At 43.2% G+C, this 19,751-nt stretch carries 13 protein-coding genes; 10 read left to right on the forward strand and 3 right to left on the reverse strand.

Going from position 1 to position 19,751, the window contains the following annotated elements:
* Nucleotides 1–5,216 (forward strand): Cna B-type domain-containing protein (locus tag ACESTK_RS02530; RefSeq protein WP_373118472.1); only part of this gene is annotated, 5,216 nt, incomplete at its 5' end.
* Nucleotides 5,217–5,512: 296 nt separating this feature from the next.
* On the forward strand, nt 5,513–6,328 hold the full coding sequence (locus tag ACESTK_RS02535) for a hypothetical protein (protein WP_187565818.1): 816 nt from the start codon (nt 5,513–5,515) through the stop codon (nt 6,326–6,328).
* A 71-nt stretch (nt 6,329–6,399) separates the two neighbouring features.
* On the opposite strand, the gene ACESTK_RS02540 is transcribed toward ACESTK_RS02535, so the two are convergent.
* Nucleotides 6,400–7,239, reverse strand: coding sequence for a helix-turn-helix domain-containing protein (locus ACESTK_RS02540; RefSeq protein WP_373118475.1), 840 nt, complete (start codon nt 7,237–7,239; stop codon nt 6,400–6,402).
* Nucleotides 7,240–7,408: 169 nt separating this feature from the next.
* On the opposite strand from ACESTK_RS02540, the gene ACESTK_RS02545 reads away from it, so the two are divergent.
* The 3 genes from ACESTK_RS02545 (at nt 7,409) to ACESTK_RS02555 (ending at nt 12,279) form a co-directional block, all read left to right on the forward strand.
* Complete coding sequence (locus tag ACESTK_RS02545) at nt 7,409–9,571, forward strand: alpha-galactosidase (RefSeq protein WP_373118478.1); 2,163 nt, start codon at nt 7,409–7,411, stop codon at nt 9,569–9,571.
* Between the two features lie 155 nt (nt 9,572–9,726).
* A complete protein-coding gene (locus tag ACESTK_RS02550) occupies nt 9,727–11,160 on the forward strand; it encodes a hypothetical protein (protein ID WP_373118481.1) in 1,434 nt (477 codons plus the stop codon).
* A gap of 99 nt (nt 11,161–11,259) precedes the next feature.
* The gene (locus ACESTK_RS02555) at nt 11,260–12,279 is read left to right on the forward strand and encodes a U32 family peptidase (protein ID WP_373118483.1); all 1,020 of its coding nucleotides are present in this window, start codon (nt 11,260–11,262) and stop codon (nt 12,277–12,279) included.
* A 57-nt stretch (nt 12,280–12,336) separates the two neighbouring features.
* On the opposite strand, the gene ACESTK_RS02560 is transcribed toward ACESTK_RS02555, so the two are convergent.
* On the reverse strand, nt 12,337–14,127 hold the full coding sequence (locus ACESTK_RS02560) for a flavin reductase (protein ID WP_173716073.1): 1,791 nt from the start codon (nt 14,125–14,127) through the stop codon (nt 12,337–12,339).
* A gap of 221 nt (nt 14,128–14,348) precedes the next feature.
* Here ACESTK_RS02560 and ACESTK_RS02565 point away from each other — a divergent pair, with 221 nt between their 5' ends.
* The gene (locus tag ACESTK_RS02565) at nt 14,349–14,999 is read left to right on the forward strand and encodes a Crp/Fnr family transcriptional regulator (protein ID WP_373118486.1); all 651 of its coding nucleotides are present in this window, start codon (nt 14,349–14,351) and stop codon (nt 14,997–14,999) included.
* A gap of 251 nt (nt 15,000–15,250) precedes the next feature.
* Here ACESTK_RS02565 and ACESTK_RS02570 read toward each other — a convergent pair whose 3' ends face one another.
* Nucleotides 15,251–15,955 carry a hypothetical protein gene (locus ACESTK_RS02570; RefSeq protein WP_373118489.1) on the reverse strand — a complete coding sequence of 235 codons (705 nt, stop codon included), beginning with the start codon at nt 15,953–15,955 and terminating at the stop codon, nt 15,251–15,253.
* 213 nt (nt 15,956–16,168) lie between these two features.
* Between ACESTK_RS02570 and ACESTK_RS02575 the strand changes: the two genes are divergently transcribed.
* From ACESTK_RS02575 to ACESTK_RS02590, 4 genes are all read left to right on the forward strand, one after another.
* Nucleotides 16,169–16,438 carry a hypothetical protein gene (locus ACESTK_RS02575; protein ID WP_373118492.1) on the forward strand — a complete coding sequence of 90 codons (270 nt, stop codon included), beginning with the start codon at nt 16,169–16,171 and terminating at the stop codon, nt 16,436–16,438.
* An 82-nt stretch (nt 16,439–16,520) separates the two neighbouring features.
* Nucleotides 16,521–17,240, forward strand: coding sequence for a transposase (locus tag ACESTK_RS02580; RefSeq protein ID WP_331479148.1), 720 nt, complete (start codon nt 16,521–16,523; stop codon nt 17,238–17,240).
* Between the two features lie 595 nt (nt 17,241–17,835).
* The gene (locus tag ACESTK_RS02585; RefSeq protein ID WP_295260775.1) at nt 17,836–18,840 is read left to right on the forward strand and encodes a LacI family DNA-binding transcriptional regulator; all 1,005 of its coding nucleotides are present in this window, start codon (nt 17,836–17,838) and stop codon (nt 18,838–18,840) included.
* Between the two features lie 9 nt (nt 18,841–18,849).
* Nucleotides 18,850–19,749 (forward strand): N-acyl homoserine lactonase family protein, encoded by a 900-nt coding sequence (locus tag ACESTK_RS02590; protein ID WP_295260774.1) that lies wholly within the window; start codon nt 18,850–18,852, stop codon nt 19,747–19,749.
* Nucleotides 19,750–19,751: the final 2 nt, after the last annotated feature.

Genomic DNA, 19,751 nt, shown 5'->3' on the forward strand with positions numbered 1-19,751 from the left:
TAAGGAAGGTATGGGATGACAGCAGCAACCAGGACGGAATCAGACCTGCAAGTGTGACAGTACAGCTTTATGCAGACGGAAAAGCAAACGGAGCCCCGGTAGACCTGAATGCGGCGAATAATTGGAGCCACACCTGGAGCGGACTTGCGAAGAAAGCAAATAAGACCGACATTAAATATACGGTGGACGAAGTGAGCGTACCAGAAGGTTATACCAAGACGGTAAGCGCAAATGAAGCCAAGACGGAATATGTGATCACCAATACCCATGTGACCGAGACAACAGAAGCAACGGTCAAGAAGGTATGGAACGACAGCAATGACCAGGACGGAAAACGCCCGGCTAAACTGACCGTAAACCTGATGAATGGAAATACAGTAGTGTCTACGGTAACCCTGAGTGAAGAGAACGGCTGGGAAGCAACTGTATCCAACCTGCCAAAGAAGGAAAACGGAACGGTCATCAGCTACAGCTGGAGCGAGGGAAGCATGCCGGAAGGCTACAGCCTTGAAGGAAGTGTGACAAGCGGAACCGTAACCACGCTGACTAATAAATATGCGCCGGAAGAGACCAGTGTAAGCGTAAGAAAAGTATGGACGGACAGTGACAACCAGGACGGAATCCGTCCAGACTCCATCACCGTACAGCTGAAAGCAGACGGTAAAGAGAGCGGAGAGCCGGTAGAGCTGAATGAGGCAAACAACTGGACCCATACCTGGAATGGTCTTGCGAAGAAGGCAAGCGGAACCGAGATTGAGTACAGTGTAGACGAAGTAAGCGTGCCGGGAGGCTATACTAAGACGGTAACAGCCAATGAAAACAAGACGGAGTATACGATCACAAATACCCATGAAACTGAGAAGACAGAAGCAACGGTCAAGAAGGTATGGAATGATAGCAACAACCAGGACGGAACCCGCCCGGTTGAACTGACCGTAAACCTGATGAATGGAAATGCAGTAGTGGATACTGTAACTTTGAAAGAAGCGAATGACTGGAGCGCAACTGTAGGGAATCTGGAAAAGAAGGCTGGTGGAAAAGATATCGAGTACACCTGGACAGAGGGAAGCATGCCAGAAGGCTACAAACTGACCGACACCAGAAAGAACGGAACTGTAACCACCCTGACTAACACCTACGCTCCGGAAAAAGTTTCCATCACTGGAACAAAGACCTGGAACGACGCGAATAATCAAGATGGCAAACGTCCAACCAGCATCAAGATCAGCCTTTTTGCAAATGGAAATGTAGTGAAGAGCCTTGATGTAACAGCAGCAACCAACTGGACGTATAGCTTCACAGACCTGCCGAAGTACGAAGCAGGAACTGAAATCAAGTACACAGTAGGAGAGGAAGCAGTTGCAGATTATGAGACTAAGGTAGAAGGCTACAACATCACCAACACTCATAAACCAGCAACCCTCGACATCACCGGAACCAAAACCTGGAACGATTCCAACAATCAGGATGGCAAACGTCCAAAGAGCATCACCGTCAACCTTCTTGCAAATGGCATAATTACAGACACCAAGACCGTAACAGCTGACGATAACTGGACCTACAGCTTCACCGATCTGCCGAAATATGCAAATGGTCAGGAAATTACCTACACGGTAAGCGAGCTTACCGTACCTGGTTATACAACAACTATTGATGATAATTACAACATCACCAACAGCTACACCCCAGGTGAGACCAGCGCGTCTGTAACCAAGATCTGGGATGATGCTGACAACCAGGATGGCATTCGTCCAGAGAGCATTACCGTAGCTCTCCTTGCAAATGGAACGCCAACTAACAAAACTGTTACTCTTACTGCTGCGAACAACTGGACACAGACGATAACTGGTCTTCCGGAAAAAGCAGATGGAGAGTATATCACCTACACCTGGACCGAGGTTAATGTTCCAGAAGGCTACAGCTTGACAGGAACTTCCAAGAACGAAACGGTAACCACTCTGACCAACACTCATACTCCAGAGCTTACTTCCATCACCGGAACCAAGACCTGGAAAGATGCAGATAATCAGGATGGAAAACGTCCAGAGAGCATTACCGTAAACCTTTTTGCAGACGGAACTAAGCTTAAGAGCCAGAGTGTAAGTGCTGATGCAGACGGAAACTGGAGCTACAGCTTCACAGACCTTCCGAAATATGCAAACGGACAGGAAATCACTTACACCGTAACTGAGGATGCAGTCGATGGCTACACAACCGAGAGTGATGGCTATAATTTCATTAACACTCATCAGCCAGAGACCACCGAGATTACCGGAACCAAGACCTGGAACGATGCAAACAACCAGGATGGCAAGCGTCCGGAAAGCATCACTGTAATCCTTCTTGCAAATGGCACAGAGAAAACTCGCCAGGCCGTAACTGCAGACGAAGCAGGAAACTGGACTTACACCTTCAAAGATCTGCCGAAATATGCAAATGGCCAGGAAATCACCTACACCGTAGCTGAGGAGGAAGTAACTGATTACACTACAACCTACGATGGCAGCAACATCACCAACAGCTACACTCCAGGAAAGACCAGTGCAACAGTAACCAAGATCTGGAACGACGCTGAAAATCAGGATGGAAAACGTCCGGAGAGCATTACCGTAAGTCTTCTTGCAGACGGTAAAGAAACCGGAAAGACCGTTACCCTGAGCGTCGAGAACAATTGGAAACAGACTATATCTGACCTTCCGGAAAAAGCAGACGGAAAAGCAATCGAGTACACCTGGACAGAGGAAACTCTCCCAGAAGGTTACGAACTTACCGACAACAGCAAGAACGGAACTGTAACTACTCTGACTAACACCTACGCTCCAGAAACAACTTCCATCACCGTAACCAAGACCTGGGATGACGCAGACAATCAGGATGGCAAGCGTCCAGAGAGCATTATCGTCAACCTTCTTGCAAACGGAGAGATCGTAGCAAGGCAGACTGTAAAAGCAGACGAAGCAGGAAACTGGACCTACACCTTTAAAGACCTGCCGAAATATGCAAATGGCAAGGAAATTACCTACACTGTAACCGAGGAAGCAGTGGAAGGCTATGAAACAAGTGTAGACGGATTTAACATCACCAACACTTACACAACCGAGACAACTGAGGTGAAGGGCTCCAAGACCTGGAACGATGCCGACAATCAGGATGGCAAACGTCCGGAGAGCATCACTGTAAGACTTCTTGCAAACGGCGAGGAGAAAGACAGCCAGACCGTAACCGCAGACGAAAATGGAAACTGGACCTACAGCTTCGAAAAACTGCCGAAATATGAGGCTGGAAAAGAAATTGTATACACGGTAACCGAGGATGCAGTTGCAGATTACACAACTGAGATCACCGGCTACGATATCACCAATAGCTATGCACCAGAAAAGACCAGCGTCACAGTTACCAAGTCATGGGCTGATAACGATGACCGCGGCGGTCACAGACCGAAGGAAATCAAGGTTCAGCTGAAAGCCGATGGAGAAAACAGCGGCGAGGAAATTACCCTGAATGCAGAGAACAACTGGACCTACACATGGTCTGACCTTGACCAGAAGAAAGCCGGTAAGGACATTGCCTATACCGTAGAAGAGACTGGAAAAGCAGCTGGTTACATTTCCACAGTAACCGGAAATGCAGAAGAAGGCTTTATCATTACCAACACCATTACCTCCGTGAAGATCAGCAAGGTAGACATCACCGACCAGAAAGAACTGGCAGGTGCTCATATCCAGGTGATCGACAAGGATGGAAATGTAGTAGAAGAGTGGGATTCCACATGGGAAGCTCACGAAGTAACTGGCCTGAAGCCTGGCGAAACCTATACCCTTCGCGAGACTGTAGCACCAGAGGGATATACTTTGACCAGCGATACCACCTTTACCCTGAAAGAGGATGGAACCGTTAACAAAGATACTACCACAACAACCATATCAGATAATGGAACCCTTCTGGTAGAAGACAGCAGAACTTCTGTAAAAGTAAGCAAAGTAGATATTTCCGATGGGAAAGAGCTGGAAGGTGCTCACATCCAGATCATTGACCAGGATGGAAACGTAGTAGACGAGTGGGATTCCACCAAGGAAGCTCATGTTACCGAGAAACTGAAAACCGGTAAGATTTACACTCTTCGTGAGACTGTAGCTCCAGACGGATATTTACTTACAAGCGACACTACTTTTGTTCTGAAAGAAGACGGAACAGTAGATGCAGAAAAAACAACAGCTGTTTCCAAGGATGGTGTTTTACTTGTACAGGATAAACTGGCAACCTCAGCATCTATTGCAGTGACAAAGAAACTTACCTATATTGGTGAAGGTCTGGCAGCAAGAAATCAGACCTTCTATGTAGCCCTGTATTCTGATAAAGAATGCACACAGAGAGTTTCTGATGTGAAAGCTCTTGTATTCAAGAATGCAGATGCTTCCACCGTAGTATTCTCAGAGAATATTAAGGCAGGCAAGACATACTACATTGCAGAGTGTACACAGGATGGAACTTCTCAGACGATCGGCGCTCTTGCAGATGGAACTGTTTATGAAGCTGTATTTGGCAATGGTAACTCCACAACAGTAACCGAAGCCGATGGAACAACAACCGTTTCCTTTGAAAACGTGTTCAGCAGCTTCCCGCCAGATGGATTCTACAAACAGGGTCAGCTGACAATTACCAAGAAGGTTCTTGGTGCAGATGGAGGCACCAGAAACAGCAACGAGGTATTCTATGCAGGTATCTTTGATGATGCAGCTCATACACAGCTTTCCCAGCAGGTTGAGCAGAACATTATCAAGCTTGATATGGACGGTGGCTATGAAGTAAGTGAGATCATCAATGTTGGTCTTGCCCAGTCAGGAGCAAAGGTAACCCTGTATGTAACGGAAACTGATTCCAACGGAAAACCAATTGCAGGCTCCGAAGGCTTTGGATATAAAGTTACCGTAAGTGCAGATTCTGTTACATTTGATGAAACGAATATGACAGCAGAAGTTGTCATCACCAACCAGGAAGAAAGCACAGTAACAGAAACACCAACACCAACACCTACTCCTTCTTCCGATGGTGGAAATAGCGGTGGCTCCGAAGATCATTCCGGCGGCTACGGCGGAGGCAAATCACCGAAGACCGGAGATGATACCCCGATCGGAACTTATCTGATGCTTCTTCTTGCAGCTGCAATGCTTGCAGCCGAGACTGAAAGACGCCGCAGAAGAAACAAAAGACAGTAAAGCAAAACAAGGTTTCTGACCAGATTGGAACCATAACAAAGTAAGTACAAACGAAGGCGGTCCGCACACAAAGCGGATCGCCTTTTTGCAGATTCACTTTAGCTTCCTGCTCAATTAAGGAAAACCACAGAACAGCCCTGTGGTTCTGGTTTTGCAAAAAAGTAAAAAAACTTTCCTGAAAAGTGGAAAAACATCCCGAAGAAAGAGTTGACGAAACAGCCCTACTGGTATAATGAAGTCAAATTAAAGGATATTACATTTGGGAATGACTTTATAGATTTCAGGAGGTTTCCATTATGAGAAAGAATACATTAAAAAAAGCAATGGCAGTTATGATTTCAGCGACAATGCTGGTGACAGGATATACAGTAGTTTCCGCAGAAGGATTTACAGATGCGGAGGCACTTGCAGAGATGGATGCTTTTACTACAGGTGATGAAGCTGTATATGTGGAAGAAGTTCAGCCGGAAGCTGCACAGACTGAGGAGGTTCAGCCAGAGCAGACTCAGACAGAGGTTCAGCCGGAGGTTGCACAGACCGAGGAAGTTCAGGTAGAAGAGCCTCAGGCAGAAGAATCTCAGGATGAGTTCCAGACCGGGGAATCTGCTGAAGAAGCCGCTTTTGTTGATGGATTCACAGATAGCTCTGCAGAAGCTGATCCAGCTGAGTTTACCGATGGAACCGGTGAAGTTGGAGATGCAGTAGAAACTACCGTAGATTCCGATTTCCGTTTCGAGAACGAAGAAGTCATTATCACTGCAAAAGTGTTTGATGAGACAGCTCTTCCAGAAAACGCTGAAATGAACGCTGTAAAGCTTGAAGTTGGCAGTGAGAAATATGAAGAAGCAAAACAGGCTTCCATCAGAGACCTTGGAACAACAGAAGACGACGAGTACACTTTCTACGACGTAACCTTCATCGCAGATGGTGTTGAGATCGAAGTTCCAGACGAAGCAGTTGTAATTAATATGGAATTCAAAAACGTTGCATCAGAGGAAAACGAAACCCAGAGCGCCCTCCACATCCAGGAGACAGAAGCTGGCGTAGTTGCCCAGGACGTAACCGCACAGTCCGCAGACGGAACACTGAAATCCGTAGGATTTAACTTCTAAAATTCAATAACCGCAAGCAGATACAGGACTTTCTGAGAAATCGGAAAGTCCTTTTTTGTATAATCAAAATTTCATCTATGCTGCTCCCGCCACGTCCGCGGTGAAACCCCATACACATTTTTAAAAGCCCGGGAGAAGTGGAGGGCGTTTTCGTAGCCTACGGCAGAGCCGATATCTCCTATAGATAATGTGGTCAGCTTCAGCAATTCCGCCGCTTTTGTCATGCGGTAATGAATGAGAAATTCCTGTGGAGAGCGTCCTGTGCTGGTGCGGAAAATTCGTCCCAGATAGCTTCTGTTAATACCGCATACAGCTGCCACATCCTCAATAGAAATATCATTCTGGAAGTTCTGTTCGATAAAATTTATCGCCTCTTTTATATAATAATCACTCATTTTACTGGTGGCGGCAGGCTGTGGTCTGGCAACAGATTGTGCAAGCAGATCCGCAAAAAGATAGAAATGTCCCATCAGATGAAAAGGAGATTGCTCTGAATTCTGAGAAATGTAAATCAGTTCATCCGCCATCTTTTTTCGTGCCTCCCTGGAGTGGGCCATATAGACTGGCGCATCCTTGGAAAAGCCACAAACGTTGAGGATTTCTGTGGTACGCAGCCCGTCAAACTCCACCCAGACGTATTCCCATGGCACCTGAATATCTGCCACATAAGTGGTGATCTGTCCTGGAAAAATCATAAATCCCTGTCCGCTCCGAACCTGATAATTTACATTCTGCCCCTTGGAATTCGTGGCCATCAGGGTGCCTGTTCCGGAAAGAACATAGTGAAAAAGATAGTGATTCCGCGTTGCCGGACCAAATAAATGTCCGGGAGTACACTTCTCATGTCCATATTGGTAAAGGCATAGATCAATGAAAGTTTCGCTCGGAAAAATGTGAAAGTTGTTATCCATATCCGGAATCCTCCGTTACATTTGCTGACAATATATCATAATGCGATAATATATTTCATTATACCATAAAAAACCATCATAAAGGCATAAAATAAGAAAAATTAAGCTATTTAAGTGTTGATTTTGGTATGCTATACTTAACACATCATAGAAAAAGGAGGCCCCACTCATGGCAATTACCTTCAACGAAATAACCCGGATCTTTACCCTCACCACTGCCCACACTACCTATCAGATGCAGGCGGATGCTCAAGGGTACCTTTTGCACCTGTATTATGGTGCCAGAACTGCAGGAGAAATGGACTATCTTCTGAATTATGGAGACCGTGGATTTTCTGGAAATCCGAATTCAGCAGGCAGCGACAGAACCTATTCTCTGGATGCATTGCCACAGGAATATCCATCACTTGGCACAGGAGATTTCCGAAATTATGCGTTAAACATAGAGAATGCAGATGGTTCCCAGTGCTGCAATCCGGTTTACATAACACATGAAATTGCGGCTGGAAAATACACTCTGAAAGGTCTTCCATTCGTCCGTGCAGAAGAAAATGAAGCGGAAACTTTGAAGATTATACTGGAAGATCCTGTTACAAAAGTAGAGCTTCATCTGCTCTACGGAGTACTGGAAAAAGAAGATATTATCACCAGAAGTGTGATAATTAAGAATGCTGGAAAAGCCCCTGTAACAGTAAAAAAAGCCCAGTCTGCATGCCTGGATTTCCTTCACGGAGACTATGATCTGATCAAATTTTATGGCAGACATGCTATGGAAAGAAACATGGAAAGAATGCCGGTTTCCCATGAAAGCACCCGAATTGGCAGCCGCCGTGGAACCTCCAGCCACCAGTATAATCCAGGGGTAATCCTTGCAGGAAAAAACACAAATGAAGACAGCGGAAGCTGCTACGGAATGCTGTTTGTATACAGTGGAAACTTCCTTGTAGAAGCAGAAAAGGACCAGTATGATCAGACCAGAATCCAGATGGGTCTGACTGATGAACTGTTTGCATATTCCCTGGAAGCCGGAGCTGAATTTACCGCGCCAGAGGTTGTTTTATCCTACACAAACAAAGGTCTTTCCAGGCTTTCCCAGCAGTACCATCACTGCATTATGAATCATATCTGCCAGGGAAAATACGTCCATGCAAATCGTCCTGTCCTGATCAACAGCTGGGAAGCCGCATATTTTGATTTCACCGGAGACACCATCGTAGAGCTTGCAAAGGAGGCAAAAGCGCTTGGAATCGATATGGTGGTTATGGATGATGGATGGTTCGGAAAGCGAAATGACGACAATTCTTCTCTCGGCGACTGGTATGTGAACGAGGAAAAATTAGGCGGAACTCTGACGAAATTAATCGAAAGAGTAAACGCAGAAGGCGTGAAATTCGGTATCTGGATTGAGCCTGAAATGGTCAGTGAGGACAGTGATCTTTACAGGGAACATCCGGACTGGGCAATCACAATTCCAGGCCGCAAGCCTGTCCGTTCCAGAAACCAGCTGGTCCTTGATTTTTCCAGAAAAGAAGTACGTGATGAGATATTTAAACGCATCTGCGCAGTTCTGGATCAGGGAAATGTGGAGTACATTAAATGGGATATGAACCGCAGCCTGGCAGATATTTATGCACCAAACGTGACCTATGATTATGTTCTTGGGGTGTACGATTTCCTGGAAAAACTTACGAACCGTTATCCGGATATTCTTATTGAAGGCTGCAGCGGAGGCGGCGGAAGATTTGATGCCGGAATGCTGTATTATACGCCTCAGATCTGGTGCAGTGACAACACAGATGCTATTAATCGTACACGGATTCAATATGGAACCTCCTTCTTTTATCCGGTAGCAGCAATGGGTTCCCATGTGTCAGCAGTGCCAAACCATCAGACCGGAAGAGTGACCAGTATGCATACAAGAGGCGTTGCAGCTATGTCTGGAACCTTTGGCTATGAACTGAATCCCGCACTTTTAAATGCAAAGGAAAAAGCAGAAATCCGTGCCCAGCTTGCCCAATACAGGGAGTATCAGGAATTGATCCGTGAAGGAGATTATTACCGTCTTTCCAATCCTTTCCAGGATAATTTTGCGGCCTGGATGGTGGTATCAGATGACAGATCCAAGGCACTGGTAAGTGTGATAAGATTTACAGCAGAAGCCAATCCGCCGGCAGCATACGTTACCTTAAAAGGAATGGAAGAGGATGCTTTTTATCGGGAAAAAACTACCGGAAAAGTATATCCGGGAGCTGCACTTATGGAGGCTGGAATACTGCTTCCTGCTGCGATGAGCGAATATGAAGCATACCAGATAGAACTAGAGCGTGTTTGAAAAATCAATGATTATGTTTTCATAGCCGTTAAGTTAATTTTATCATTCTTTTGTGAAGAAAAAAGGAGAAAAAGTTTATAAACCGGAAAGATTGTTTTTTTATATGTTCTGAGATATACTTGCAGTATTCGTAGACGGAACAGGGTGTGATTGCAATGGTTTCAATGATTCCTTTCGGGCTTCTTGCCGGGGTTGTGGGGGGACGGGAGGTTCGGATTACAGAGGTTGATGAGAGTGGATTTTGTTTTCGGACAATAGAAGAAAATATCTCTGATTCAGAAGCTTTGAAGGTGTGCTTTTATGATATAAAGAATGGGTGTTACCGTGAATTGGAAATTTCAGAATACGATATACAAAGGTTTGATATGGAGGACGCAGAACTCTCCGGATTTTATGTGAAATATAAGGTGACGGTGAAGCAGAAAGCGTATGCAGAGGCGGTTCAGAGGCTTCTTTATCAGTATAATCACTACATTCATCTGAAGCTGGAAGAGGACGACAGCGCGTTGGCGAAAAGCCTGACAGGGTATCCGGGGGAACTGGATGAGGTCAAGCGTGGCAGTCTGGAAGAGCAGGTGGGAATATGGCGGAGAGAGCTTACGCCAGATGGATTGGAGTCCGCTTATAATGGGAAACGTATAGATTTAACTGATAATTGTTCTCAGTACGGAACTGGCTTTAAGCCTGGGTATAAGTGCCAGGTACCGCCTGAATCAGGTGTTACGGAGCTGGCGCTGGAGATAGATCGCCCGGAATTGTATCAGGAATATTTGAATAGTTCCCTGACAGAATTTTCCAAAAAGTATGCCGGAAAATGTATCGGTATCTGCGGCAGCATTATTCTGGAACATAGAGTACCGGATCACCTTTATATTGGAAATCAGTTCTGTCATCTTCTGTTTCCGGAACGTAAATTGTTGTTTGAAATAATAGAAAAAGCAGCGGCAGAACAGGTGGAAATCACACTTGTTTTTTCTTATATCCGGGAATATATGCTGGATTATATAACAGAATTGCTTGATGAAATTAACCGGTGGTGTGAAGAAAAAAGGCAGTCTGTAGAGATTGTTGTAAATGACTGGGGAATGGCTTCTTTAGTAAAAAAAAGCAGAAGGAATCTGATTCCCAGCCTTGGAATTTTGTTAAATAAACGCAGAAAAGACCCTCGGATTCCGTTCAAAAAAGGAGAACAGAAATGGTTTGAGAGGAACAGCCTGAATGCTGGATTTTACCGTAATTTTCTGGAAAGAGAATATGGAATCCAACGCTTTGAATGGGAATCCTGCGGTTACGAACAGCAGATTCCACCTGGAAAAAACAGCCTGCATATTCCGTTCTATCAGACCAATACATCACAGTATTGTCCTCTTGGTGCAGTATGTGAAACAGGTGAGAGAGGACGGCAAAAGCTTGCAAAAAAATGCCCGGGATATTGTACGGAATATGCACTTTTGTATCCGGAACATTTGCATATGATAGGGCGGTATAATTCGTTGTTTGGGATTGATATGATGATATTGAAAGAGGAAGAAATACTGAAGAATTATATCCAAAACGGTGTGGACCGGGTTGTAATAAGAGCATGGTAATGCCGCCTGCAGGTGACATACCCGTGTTGAGGCAGAAGCGATAGTTTATTCAGGATGAAGTACATGGCTGCTCAAAGCTGGAATTTATGGAGATAAGTGATGAAAATAGTAGCAGGATTAGGCTCGATAGATGAATATATAAAGTTCGCGGAGGCTGGTGCAGATGAATTTTTCTGTGGTTATGTTCCTTATTCCTGGTCCCAAAAATACGGAACGGTACTGCCCTTAAACCGCAGGGAAGTACTTTGTTATAACGTACAGCTTGGCGCATTCAGTGAGCTGGAAATCCTGTCTGGGATGATGAAAAAGTACGAAAAACCAGTCCATCTTACCTTCAACTCCCTGTATTATATCCCGGAACAATATCCAGAAATTGCCGGGATTATAAGCCAGTGTATGAAAATCGGTTTTCACAGTTATATTATTGCAGACCCGGCGTTGATGGTATATTTACGTGAAAATGGTATAAACTGCGAAATCCATCTCAGTGGAGAATGTGGAGAAATTAACAGCCAGATGGTGGCTTCATTGGCAAAAATGAGATTGAAACGTGTGATTTTTCACAGGAAAAATACATTCGAAGATATGAAAGCGGTTGTTGATAAATGTGGAAAAAAGGATGGAACAGAAGGAGTTCCGGAATTTGAGGCCTTTGTATTGAATGAAATGTGCCAGTTTACAGGTGCATTTTGTAATTCTTTGCATTGCGATGAGATGGGGTATCTTTGTAAAGTGCCCTATCAGATCGGAACCTTAAAAACAGGGAATGCCGGTTCTGAAATCTTCAATCAGAAAATAAACGGAGGGCATTTGCTGCCAGACGGCTTTGTTCCTGATGATTTTCACAGTTTACATGATTTTTCCTATGATTCTGCGGGTTATCTTTGCGGTGAAACTGGCTGTGGTCTATGTGCACTTTATCAGTTAAAGCAAGCCAGAATTACGCACTTGAAGCTGGTTGGCCGTGGAAATTATACGGATTACATGGAAAAAGATATTCGAAATCTTCGAATGGCGTTGAATATATTGAAAGAATCCGCTGACGAAATGGAGTTTCGGCGAAAATTGAAATTGCAGATTTTTCCCAGCGGGTGCAGCAGGAATTGCTATTACCGGTAATCAGGCAGCACAGGATCTGGATCCTGCGCTGCCTTGAGAAATTTATCTGGTTGTTTTTTATCCGATGGGCTCGAAATCTGCAGCTCCATGTTTGCACAGCGGGCAGATGAAGTCATCCGGGAGCTCGTCACCTTCGTAGATGTAGCCGCATACTTTGCAGACGAAGCCTTTTTTGCCATCGGTTTCTGGCTTCGGTTTTACATTTTTCTGATAGTAGGTGTAAGTCATGGTGTCAAGATCGTTCATGACGCGGGCTTCGGTGACGCTGCAGATGAACATTCCATGGGTACCAAGGTCTACATATTGTTCAACCTTCAGAGACATAAATGCATTAATATATTTGTCCAGGAATACCAGTCCATTATCGGAACGGTAGACCTTCTGACCTGCAAATTTATCTACGCTGCGTCCGGTCTGGAAACCAAACTGCTGGAATACAGAGAACGGTGCATCTACAGACAGGCAGTTTACATTGAGAACTCCAGTCTGTTTGATCACATGGTGGGAGTAATTTGCCTTATTGATATTTACCGCAATACGGTTTGGAGTATCAGTGAGCTGGGTCACAGTGTTGACGATCAGTCCGTTGTCTTTTTTGCCGTCATTGGAGGTAACTACATAAAGACCGTATCCGATTCTGAAAAGGGCTGTCATGTCATTTTTGTTTGCCAGCTCATCATTCTGGGCAATGTATTCTTTGCAAAGTTCGCTTGCCATAGCTTCCAGCTGATCCTTGTTTTCCTGGTTTACTGCGGAAAGCACTTTTACAGTAGTGTCCAGCCAGTTGATCTTCTTGCAGCCAGAAAGCATTTCTTTCATAATTTTTGCTGCCAGAGGTGCCCAGGAACCATTTTCGATGATGCCCACGGTGCGGTTCTGGAAGTTGTGCTCGGTCAGACGGGTGATATAGTCGTGCATGAACGGATAAATGCTTGCATTATAGGTTGTGGTAGCAAGAACCAGCTTACTGTAGCGGAATGCGTCGGACAGAGCCTGTGACATGTCATCTCTTGCAAGATCATATACAACAACTTTGGGACATCCCTTGCTGCGAAGCTTGTCAGCCAGCAGCTCTACAGCCGCTTTTGTATGACCGTATACAGATGTGTAGGCAATGACAATTCCTTCTGTCTCTGGTGTGTAAGAGGACCATGTATCGTAAAGACCAATGTAATGTCCAAGGTTTTCTGTAAGAACAGGTCCGTGAAGAGGGCAAATGATCTGGATATCCAGGCCTGCGGCAACTTTCAGTAATTTCTGAACCTGTGGTCCGTATTTTCCAACGATGCCAATAAAGTATCTGCGAGCTTCATCGTCCCAATCTTCTTCTACATCCAGTGCGCCGAATTTTCCGAAGCCATCTGCGGAGAAAAGTACTTTATCGGTGCTGTCATAGGTTACCATAACTTCTGGCCAGTGCACCATGGGAGCGAAAACAAAGGTCAGGTTGTGGTTTCCAAGGTTGAGGGTGCCGCCATTTGTAACCTCCAGTTTCTGTCCTTCCAGGTCGAGACCGAAGAAGTTCTGGATCATAGTGAAGGTTTTTGCGTTGGCTACGATGGTGGTTTCCGGATAAACTTTCAGGAAGTTTGCCACATTTGCTGCGTGGTCCGGCTCCATATGCTGTACAATCAGGTAGTCTGGCTTGCGGCCTTCCAGGATGCGGTCCAGATTATCCAGCCATTCGTGAGTGAAATTTGCATCTACAGTATCCATGACTGCGATTTTTTCATCCAGGATCACATAGGAATTATACGTCATACCGTTCGGTACTTTGTACTGACCTTCGAAAAGATCAATCTGATGGTCGTTTACGCCTGCGTAGCGGATGGTGTCTGTAATTTTCATAGGGGTTCGTCTCCTTTTTATGAGATATTGTTATTGGTGTAATTGTTTGTGATTTCTGCGGGAACTATGTATTTTTTACTGCTTTGTTATTTCTTTAACATGGTCTTAGTATAACCAAATTTTGAAATAAAATCTGTTGCAAATACAACAAAATGGTGTAAGATATAAGAAATTATTTTTTGAACATGTTCTGGATAAATTTATAGAAAGGGATTGTAGAAATGACACCAGTGACACTTTTTTCATACATAACTCCTGAAGAACAGGAACGTATGCGCATCTGTTTCGATATGCATGAAGCAGTCTATCGGAATAATGAGACTGTGATGGAATATGCCAGTTCCATGAAAAAAATAGGTCTGATCCTGGAAGGTCAGGCAGTCCTTTATTGCATTGATGAAGATGGAAATCAATATATGATAGATAGCCTGAAAAAGGATAGTGTTTTCGGCGAACCATTCCTTTTATCTGAAGAATCCCAGCACTATTATGTCTGTGCAAAATCCGAAACAAGAGTGCTGTTTATCGCCTATGAGCATGTGATTAAACGCTGCGAAAATGCCTGTAAATTCCATAGCCAGCTGGTAAGCAATCTGCTCCAGATGATTGCCCAGCGTGCCAGCCAGCAGGCCAGTCGGATTTATGTGCTGTCAAGAAACAGCATCCGAAAGAAGATCATGACCTATTTAAATTCCATTGCCGCAGAAAAACAGACGAAAACTGTTATTTTGCCCATGTCCTACACCACTCTTGCCGAATACCTTAGTGTAGACCGCAGTGCCATGATGCGTGAGATGAAAAATTTGGTGGATGAGGGAATTATAGAAAGAGATGGGAAGAAATTGCGTATTTTGGAAAGCAAATCATCTTAAAACGGGGGATGAATTGCTGCGTGTTGTATAGCTGAGGAGTGGAAAGCTGCGTGTTGACAATAATCTGGTAAATTAATAACTAAGACTTCCCATACCTGAAATGGGATTCGCACCTTGAAAATTCAATATTTCAGCTAACAAAATAGTGATTTATGCCGCTACTGCCTCCGGATGAAGTGCATTCCGCAGATATTTCGGCAGTCTTGATTCAAAATCAGCAGTAAATGCGACCAACTGCGCATCACTGAGCTTTAGGATTTCCTGAAGGCTTGGGCTATTTCCGAAATCTCTTCTTCAGAATATCTCGGAATAATACGCCGGTGATCATTTTTCAGTTTCAGGAGAGTATAATCACGCTGCAGACAACAGTTCCCATGGGCACGAAGATATTCCGTAGCGTACTTTACACATCTTAACGTACGTCCAGTACTACCTCCGTTCGAAACCGGTACTTCGTCAATCAGAAATGACATGACTATAGTGTCATCAATTAATTGTGGCTTTATCCCGAGCTGTTCGGCGTACCACAGAAAATGTCTGATGGGAGCCCGGAGATCATTTTTTGTCGCGGTGCTGACAGGGTGGCTGTCAAGTATCATTTCAACGAGGCTGTTTATCTCGTCGGATACAATGTACTTGAGCGGATGAGATTTAGTGCTCGAAAAATCAACAACGCCTCTTTCCGCAAGCGAGGACAGCATACGCATAACACGTAGCTGGAATCGATGATATTCCTTACATATCTCACCAGAAGAGCACCTTGTGTCAAGATTATCCTTGTAGGAATCCATCAACTCTGGACTGTAGGAATCAACCTGTGATGACTGTGCAAAGCGTACTATCGAGTTACAAATAATCTGATACTGTTCTAAAGACACTTCCAGTATCCCATAGGTTCTCACCTCCTTCATGAGCTGATCAGTTAATGGTTTTAGTAACGGGTAGGATTTTACCATACACAGCCTCCTTTCTATAGCGATGACTGGTTACATCTCTATAGTAAGAAATGCCGATGTATTTATAAAGTCCTATAAATCCAATATTTCAGAAAATCAAAAATCGGTATATGGCAGATTGAAGTTTTCTTCAAAACCTGTAAGTCCATGCTCAACCTGCTAGGAGAGTGTCACAGTTTATCTTATGATGCACTAACTGCTCACGTAGCAATTGTGTTTACCAGATATATGCTACTTGCAACGGAACAACGGCGGAACGAAGAACAGAGAACGCTGGGAGAGCTATTCTTTTTCCTTGTTGATGAAATGGCAGATATTACTTTCAGCAGATCACTTGACATCCTGATGGATGCCTTAATGGCGAGCCTTCAGGAAATCCTGAAGCTGAGTGACGAGCAGCTTTCTGCCTTTATTGCTGATTTTGAATCCAGACTGCCGGAATATCTGCGTAATGCACTCCATCCAGGGACTGCGATGGCATAAATCGCTATTTTGTTAGCTGAAATATTGAATTTTCAAGGTGCGAAGCCCATTTTGGGTATGGGAAGTCTTAGGAGTTTTATTTATGAAAGTTGTTTATCAAACCTGTTGTGGTGTCGATGTTCACAAATCTTTTCTCGTTGCCATAATCATTAAAACCACTTCTGGAGTTCAGCCTTCTTATCAAAAGAAGCGTTTCTCCACCTTTAACAATTCTATTCTGCAATTCAAGAAATGGCTGTTGGAAAACGCATGCCGTGATGTCTGTATGGAATCTACCGGAAAATACTGGGTTCCTGTCTTTAATCTCTTAGAAGATGATATCAATGTCACCATCGCTGATCCTAAATGGGTAAAAGCTGTAAAAAGAAATAAAGACGACACAAAAGATTCCAAGTGGATTGGGGATTTGTTTCGATTAGGATTGGTTCCAAGAAGTTATATTCCATGCAAACCGATACGTATCCTGCGTGAATTTACAAGATATCGGTATAAACTGACTTCCTGCCGCTCCAGTGAAAAGAACAGATACCAGAATGCGCTTACTGTCTGTAATATCGCATTAGATTCGCTTGTTTCCGATATCTTTGGGAAATCAGCTACATCTGTTATTGATTACCTGATCGAACAATCCGACAATTCCATCAACTACGAAGAAATCACTTCCAGACTGCTCTGTTCCTTAAAGAAGAAGTCTGACAGTGTCATTGAATCCATCGAAGGGTATCAGATGACTGACTCCCCAAAATATCGTATGCGTCTCGTCCGCGCACATATGGATTATAATCACATCTACCATCAATGATATAGACACTATGCTTGATTCTTTGATTATTCCTTACGAAAATGCTGTCCAGTTACTTTGCGCCATTCCGGGTGTTGACCGTAACAGTGCAATCACTGTTATCTCCGAAATAGATACAAATATGACTCCGTTTTCTAATTCCAAACGCTTATGCTGTTTGACATTATTTTTCCGGAAGAGGCTTGACCCGAACCGTACTAAGAATATAACGAGAATTTTTTCGATTAGCTTATAATGAGGGGAAAGAATTGTTGGGAACGGAAGGCGTATTCAATGCATATGTTGTACTTTATAGAGTGAGATTAATACCCGAAATCAGTATTTAATTTGGGGTAAGCAGATGGTTAGGGTGATCATATTAAAACATGTATGTGACCGTTTACATTTGATGATTGGTCAAAATATTAACGATGTAATCGGTTACATGAAAAAAACCTTAATTTAACGCATAAAACAATGCAAAAATGCACAAAATAAATCGATATAAATTATATAATAGTTACGAAAAGACGATAAATGCATGAAAAGTAACCGTTTACATATTGCGTTTCATGTATTTCTATGCTATATTACCAACATAAGGAGCAAACACTATATGACAATTAAAGAAATCGCAAAACTCGCTGGTGTTTCGACTGCTACAGTATCAAGAGCGCTAAACGGTCAACCAGGTGTTTTACCAGAAAAACAACAATATATTTTGCAATTGGCCAAAGATTTAAATTATCAGCCAAATGTTCTTGCTAAGGGTTTATCCTCAAAAAAGTCATATACCTTAGGTGTGGCTATTTCCGATATCACTAATCCTTTTTATGGAGAAATTGTGAGAGGAATTGAGGAAATCGCGACGCCACACGATTATACTACTGTGCTTTTTAGTACAGATTATGACATCGATAAAGAACGAAGAGCTTTAAACTTCTTACAAAGTGGTCGAATAGATGGATTAATTGCATCCGTTAGTAATTATGTCGTAGATGAATGCGTATCTCTCGAACAATCGGGTCTTCCGTTGGTTTTGCTAGGACATATGCATAATGAAGCAAAATGCGGAAAGGTAGGTTGCAATAATGTTTCTTCCGCCTATCAAGCAACAGAATATTTGATCAAAAAGGGACATAAAAATATAGCACACGTTGCTGGTCATCGTAGAACTAAGACAGGAATGCAACGTCTAGAAGGCTTTCGCTCAGCAATGGCTAATTATGATCTCCCTGTGCCACCAGAGAATATTATTTATACGGATTATTTAGAAGTTGATGCATATGAGAAGGTTTTAGCATATCTAAAAACAAAGCCAGGGATCACTGCAATGTTTGTGGCAAATGATTACCTAGCAATTGGTTGTTATAAAGCAATTGAAGAAATGGGTTTAAAAATACCTGATGATATTTCAGTTATTGGACATGATGATATTTATCTGTCAACGATATTGAATCCAGAATTAACTACAATGCATCAACAACCTCGAAAAGTTGGAAGATTAGCCTCACAGTTAATTTTTGAAGAAATTGAGAAAACAAGAAATGAAGAGAAAATGCTGATTGTACCAACAGAACTTGTTGAACGAGCTTCAGTAAGAGATTTGAATTTGAAATAGTAATTTGCAATGAAAAAAGAAAATGTAATTTTTTTAATGAAAGGAGAAAAAGGCATGTATTCTATTTGGTTGTTAGAGTATTGCCATGTACCAACACAGCCCATAGGGAGTGTATTATCAGGTCAGCATAATGCCGGTTTTAGGGAGTTGTCGTTTACCTACATGGTACTTAAGGGAAATGGTCTCAATATCTTAATTGACACAGGTACGGATGGAAATGATCCGGTGACTCAGGCTTATCATAAGAGAGACAGTGTAACAAATTGGCATTCTCCTGAAGAAGTACTTAAAAAAGTCGGATTGAAACCAGAGGACATCAATTATGTGCTTATTACACATGCACATTACGATCATATGGATAATCTTAAGGCATTTCCAAATGCTAAATTTATAATTCAGGAAAAGGAACTTTTAGGTTGGGTATGGGCAATGACAAGACCTAGAAAATTCCGTGCACCACATATGGCTTTGAAATCACAGAATATTTATGAAGCACTCCATTTAGTTGAAGAAGAACGAATGACAATGGTAGATGGAGATGTGAAAGATATTCTTCCAGATATCGATCTGAAGGCTGCATTTGATGGTCACACCTTTGGATCACAGGCAATTGTCATCAATAATGAAGATGGTCCCTGGGTTAATGTTGGCGATATGGCGTATGTACGTGAAAACCTCACGGGATTCAATAATGATGGAGTATATGTTCCGGTTGGTCTGGCAGTTGGTACACCTTATAACATTACTAAATCAATCGACGAGGTTATAGATCTTGTTGGTGGAAAGCTCAACAGAATTATTATTGGTCATGAAACTGATAATTGGGATATTTATCCATCTAAAAAGTGTGAAGATGGATTATATATGGCAGAAATAGCCTTGGCCGAGGGAGAAACGTCAAAACTATAACA

The organism is Ruminococcus sp. Marseille-P328 (assembly GCF_964249465.1).
In the GTDB taxonomy this organism is placed as follows: Bacteria; Bacillota; Clostridia; order Lachnospirales; family Lachnospiraceae; genus Blautia_A; species Blautia_A faecis.

Bases quoted from the DNA above. Each gene is read 5' to 3' on its own strand.
- ACESTK_RS02535 (WP_187565818.1), top strand. From the start codon at position 5,513: ATGAGAAAGAATACATTAAAAAAAGCAATGGCAGTTATGATTTCAGCG.
- ACESTK_RS02560 (WP_173716073.1), bottom strand. From the start codon at position 14,127: ATGAAAATTACAGACACCATCCGCTACGCAGGCGTAAACGACCATCAG.
- ACESTK_RS02580 (WP_331479148.1), top strand. From the start codon at position 16,521: ATGAAAGTTGTTTATCAAACCTGTTGTGGTGTCGATGTTCACAAATCT.
- ACESTK_RS02550 (WP_373118481.1), top strand. From the start codon at position 9,727: ATGGTTTCAATGATTCCTTTCGGGCTTCTTGCCGGGGTTGTGGGGGGA.
- ACESTK_RS02585 (WP_295260775.1), top strand. From the start codon at position 17,836: ATGACAATTAAAGAAATCGCAAAACTCGCTGGTGTTTCGACTGCTACA.
- ACESTK_RS02540 (WP_373118475.1), bottom strand. From the start codon at position 7,239: ATGGATAACAACTTTCACATTTTTCCGAGCGAAACTTTCATTGATCTA.
- ACESTK_RS02590 (WP_295260774.1), top strand. From the start codon at position 18,850: ATGAAAAAAGAAAATGTAATTTTTTTAATGAAAGGAGAAAAAGGCATG.
- ACESTK_RS02545 (WP_373118478.1), top strand. From the start codon at position 7,409: ATGGCAATTACCTTCAACGAAATAACCCGGATCTTTACCCTCACCACT.
- ACESTK_RS02570 (WP_373118489.1), bottom strand. From the start codon at position 15,955: ATGGTAAAATCCTACCCGTTACTAAAACCATTAACTGATCAGCTCATG.
- ACESTK_RS02555 (WP_373118483.1), top strand. From the start codon at position 11,260: ATGAAAATAGTAGCAGGATTAGGCTCGATAGATGAATATATAAAGTTC.
- ACESTK_RS02565 (WP_373118486.1), top strand. From the start codon at position 14,349: ATGACACCAGTGACACTTTTTTCATACATAACTCCTGAAGAACAGGAA.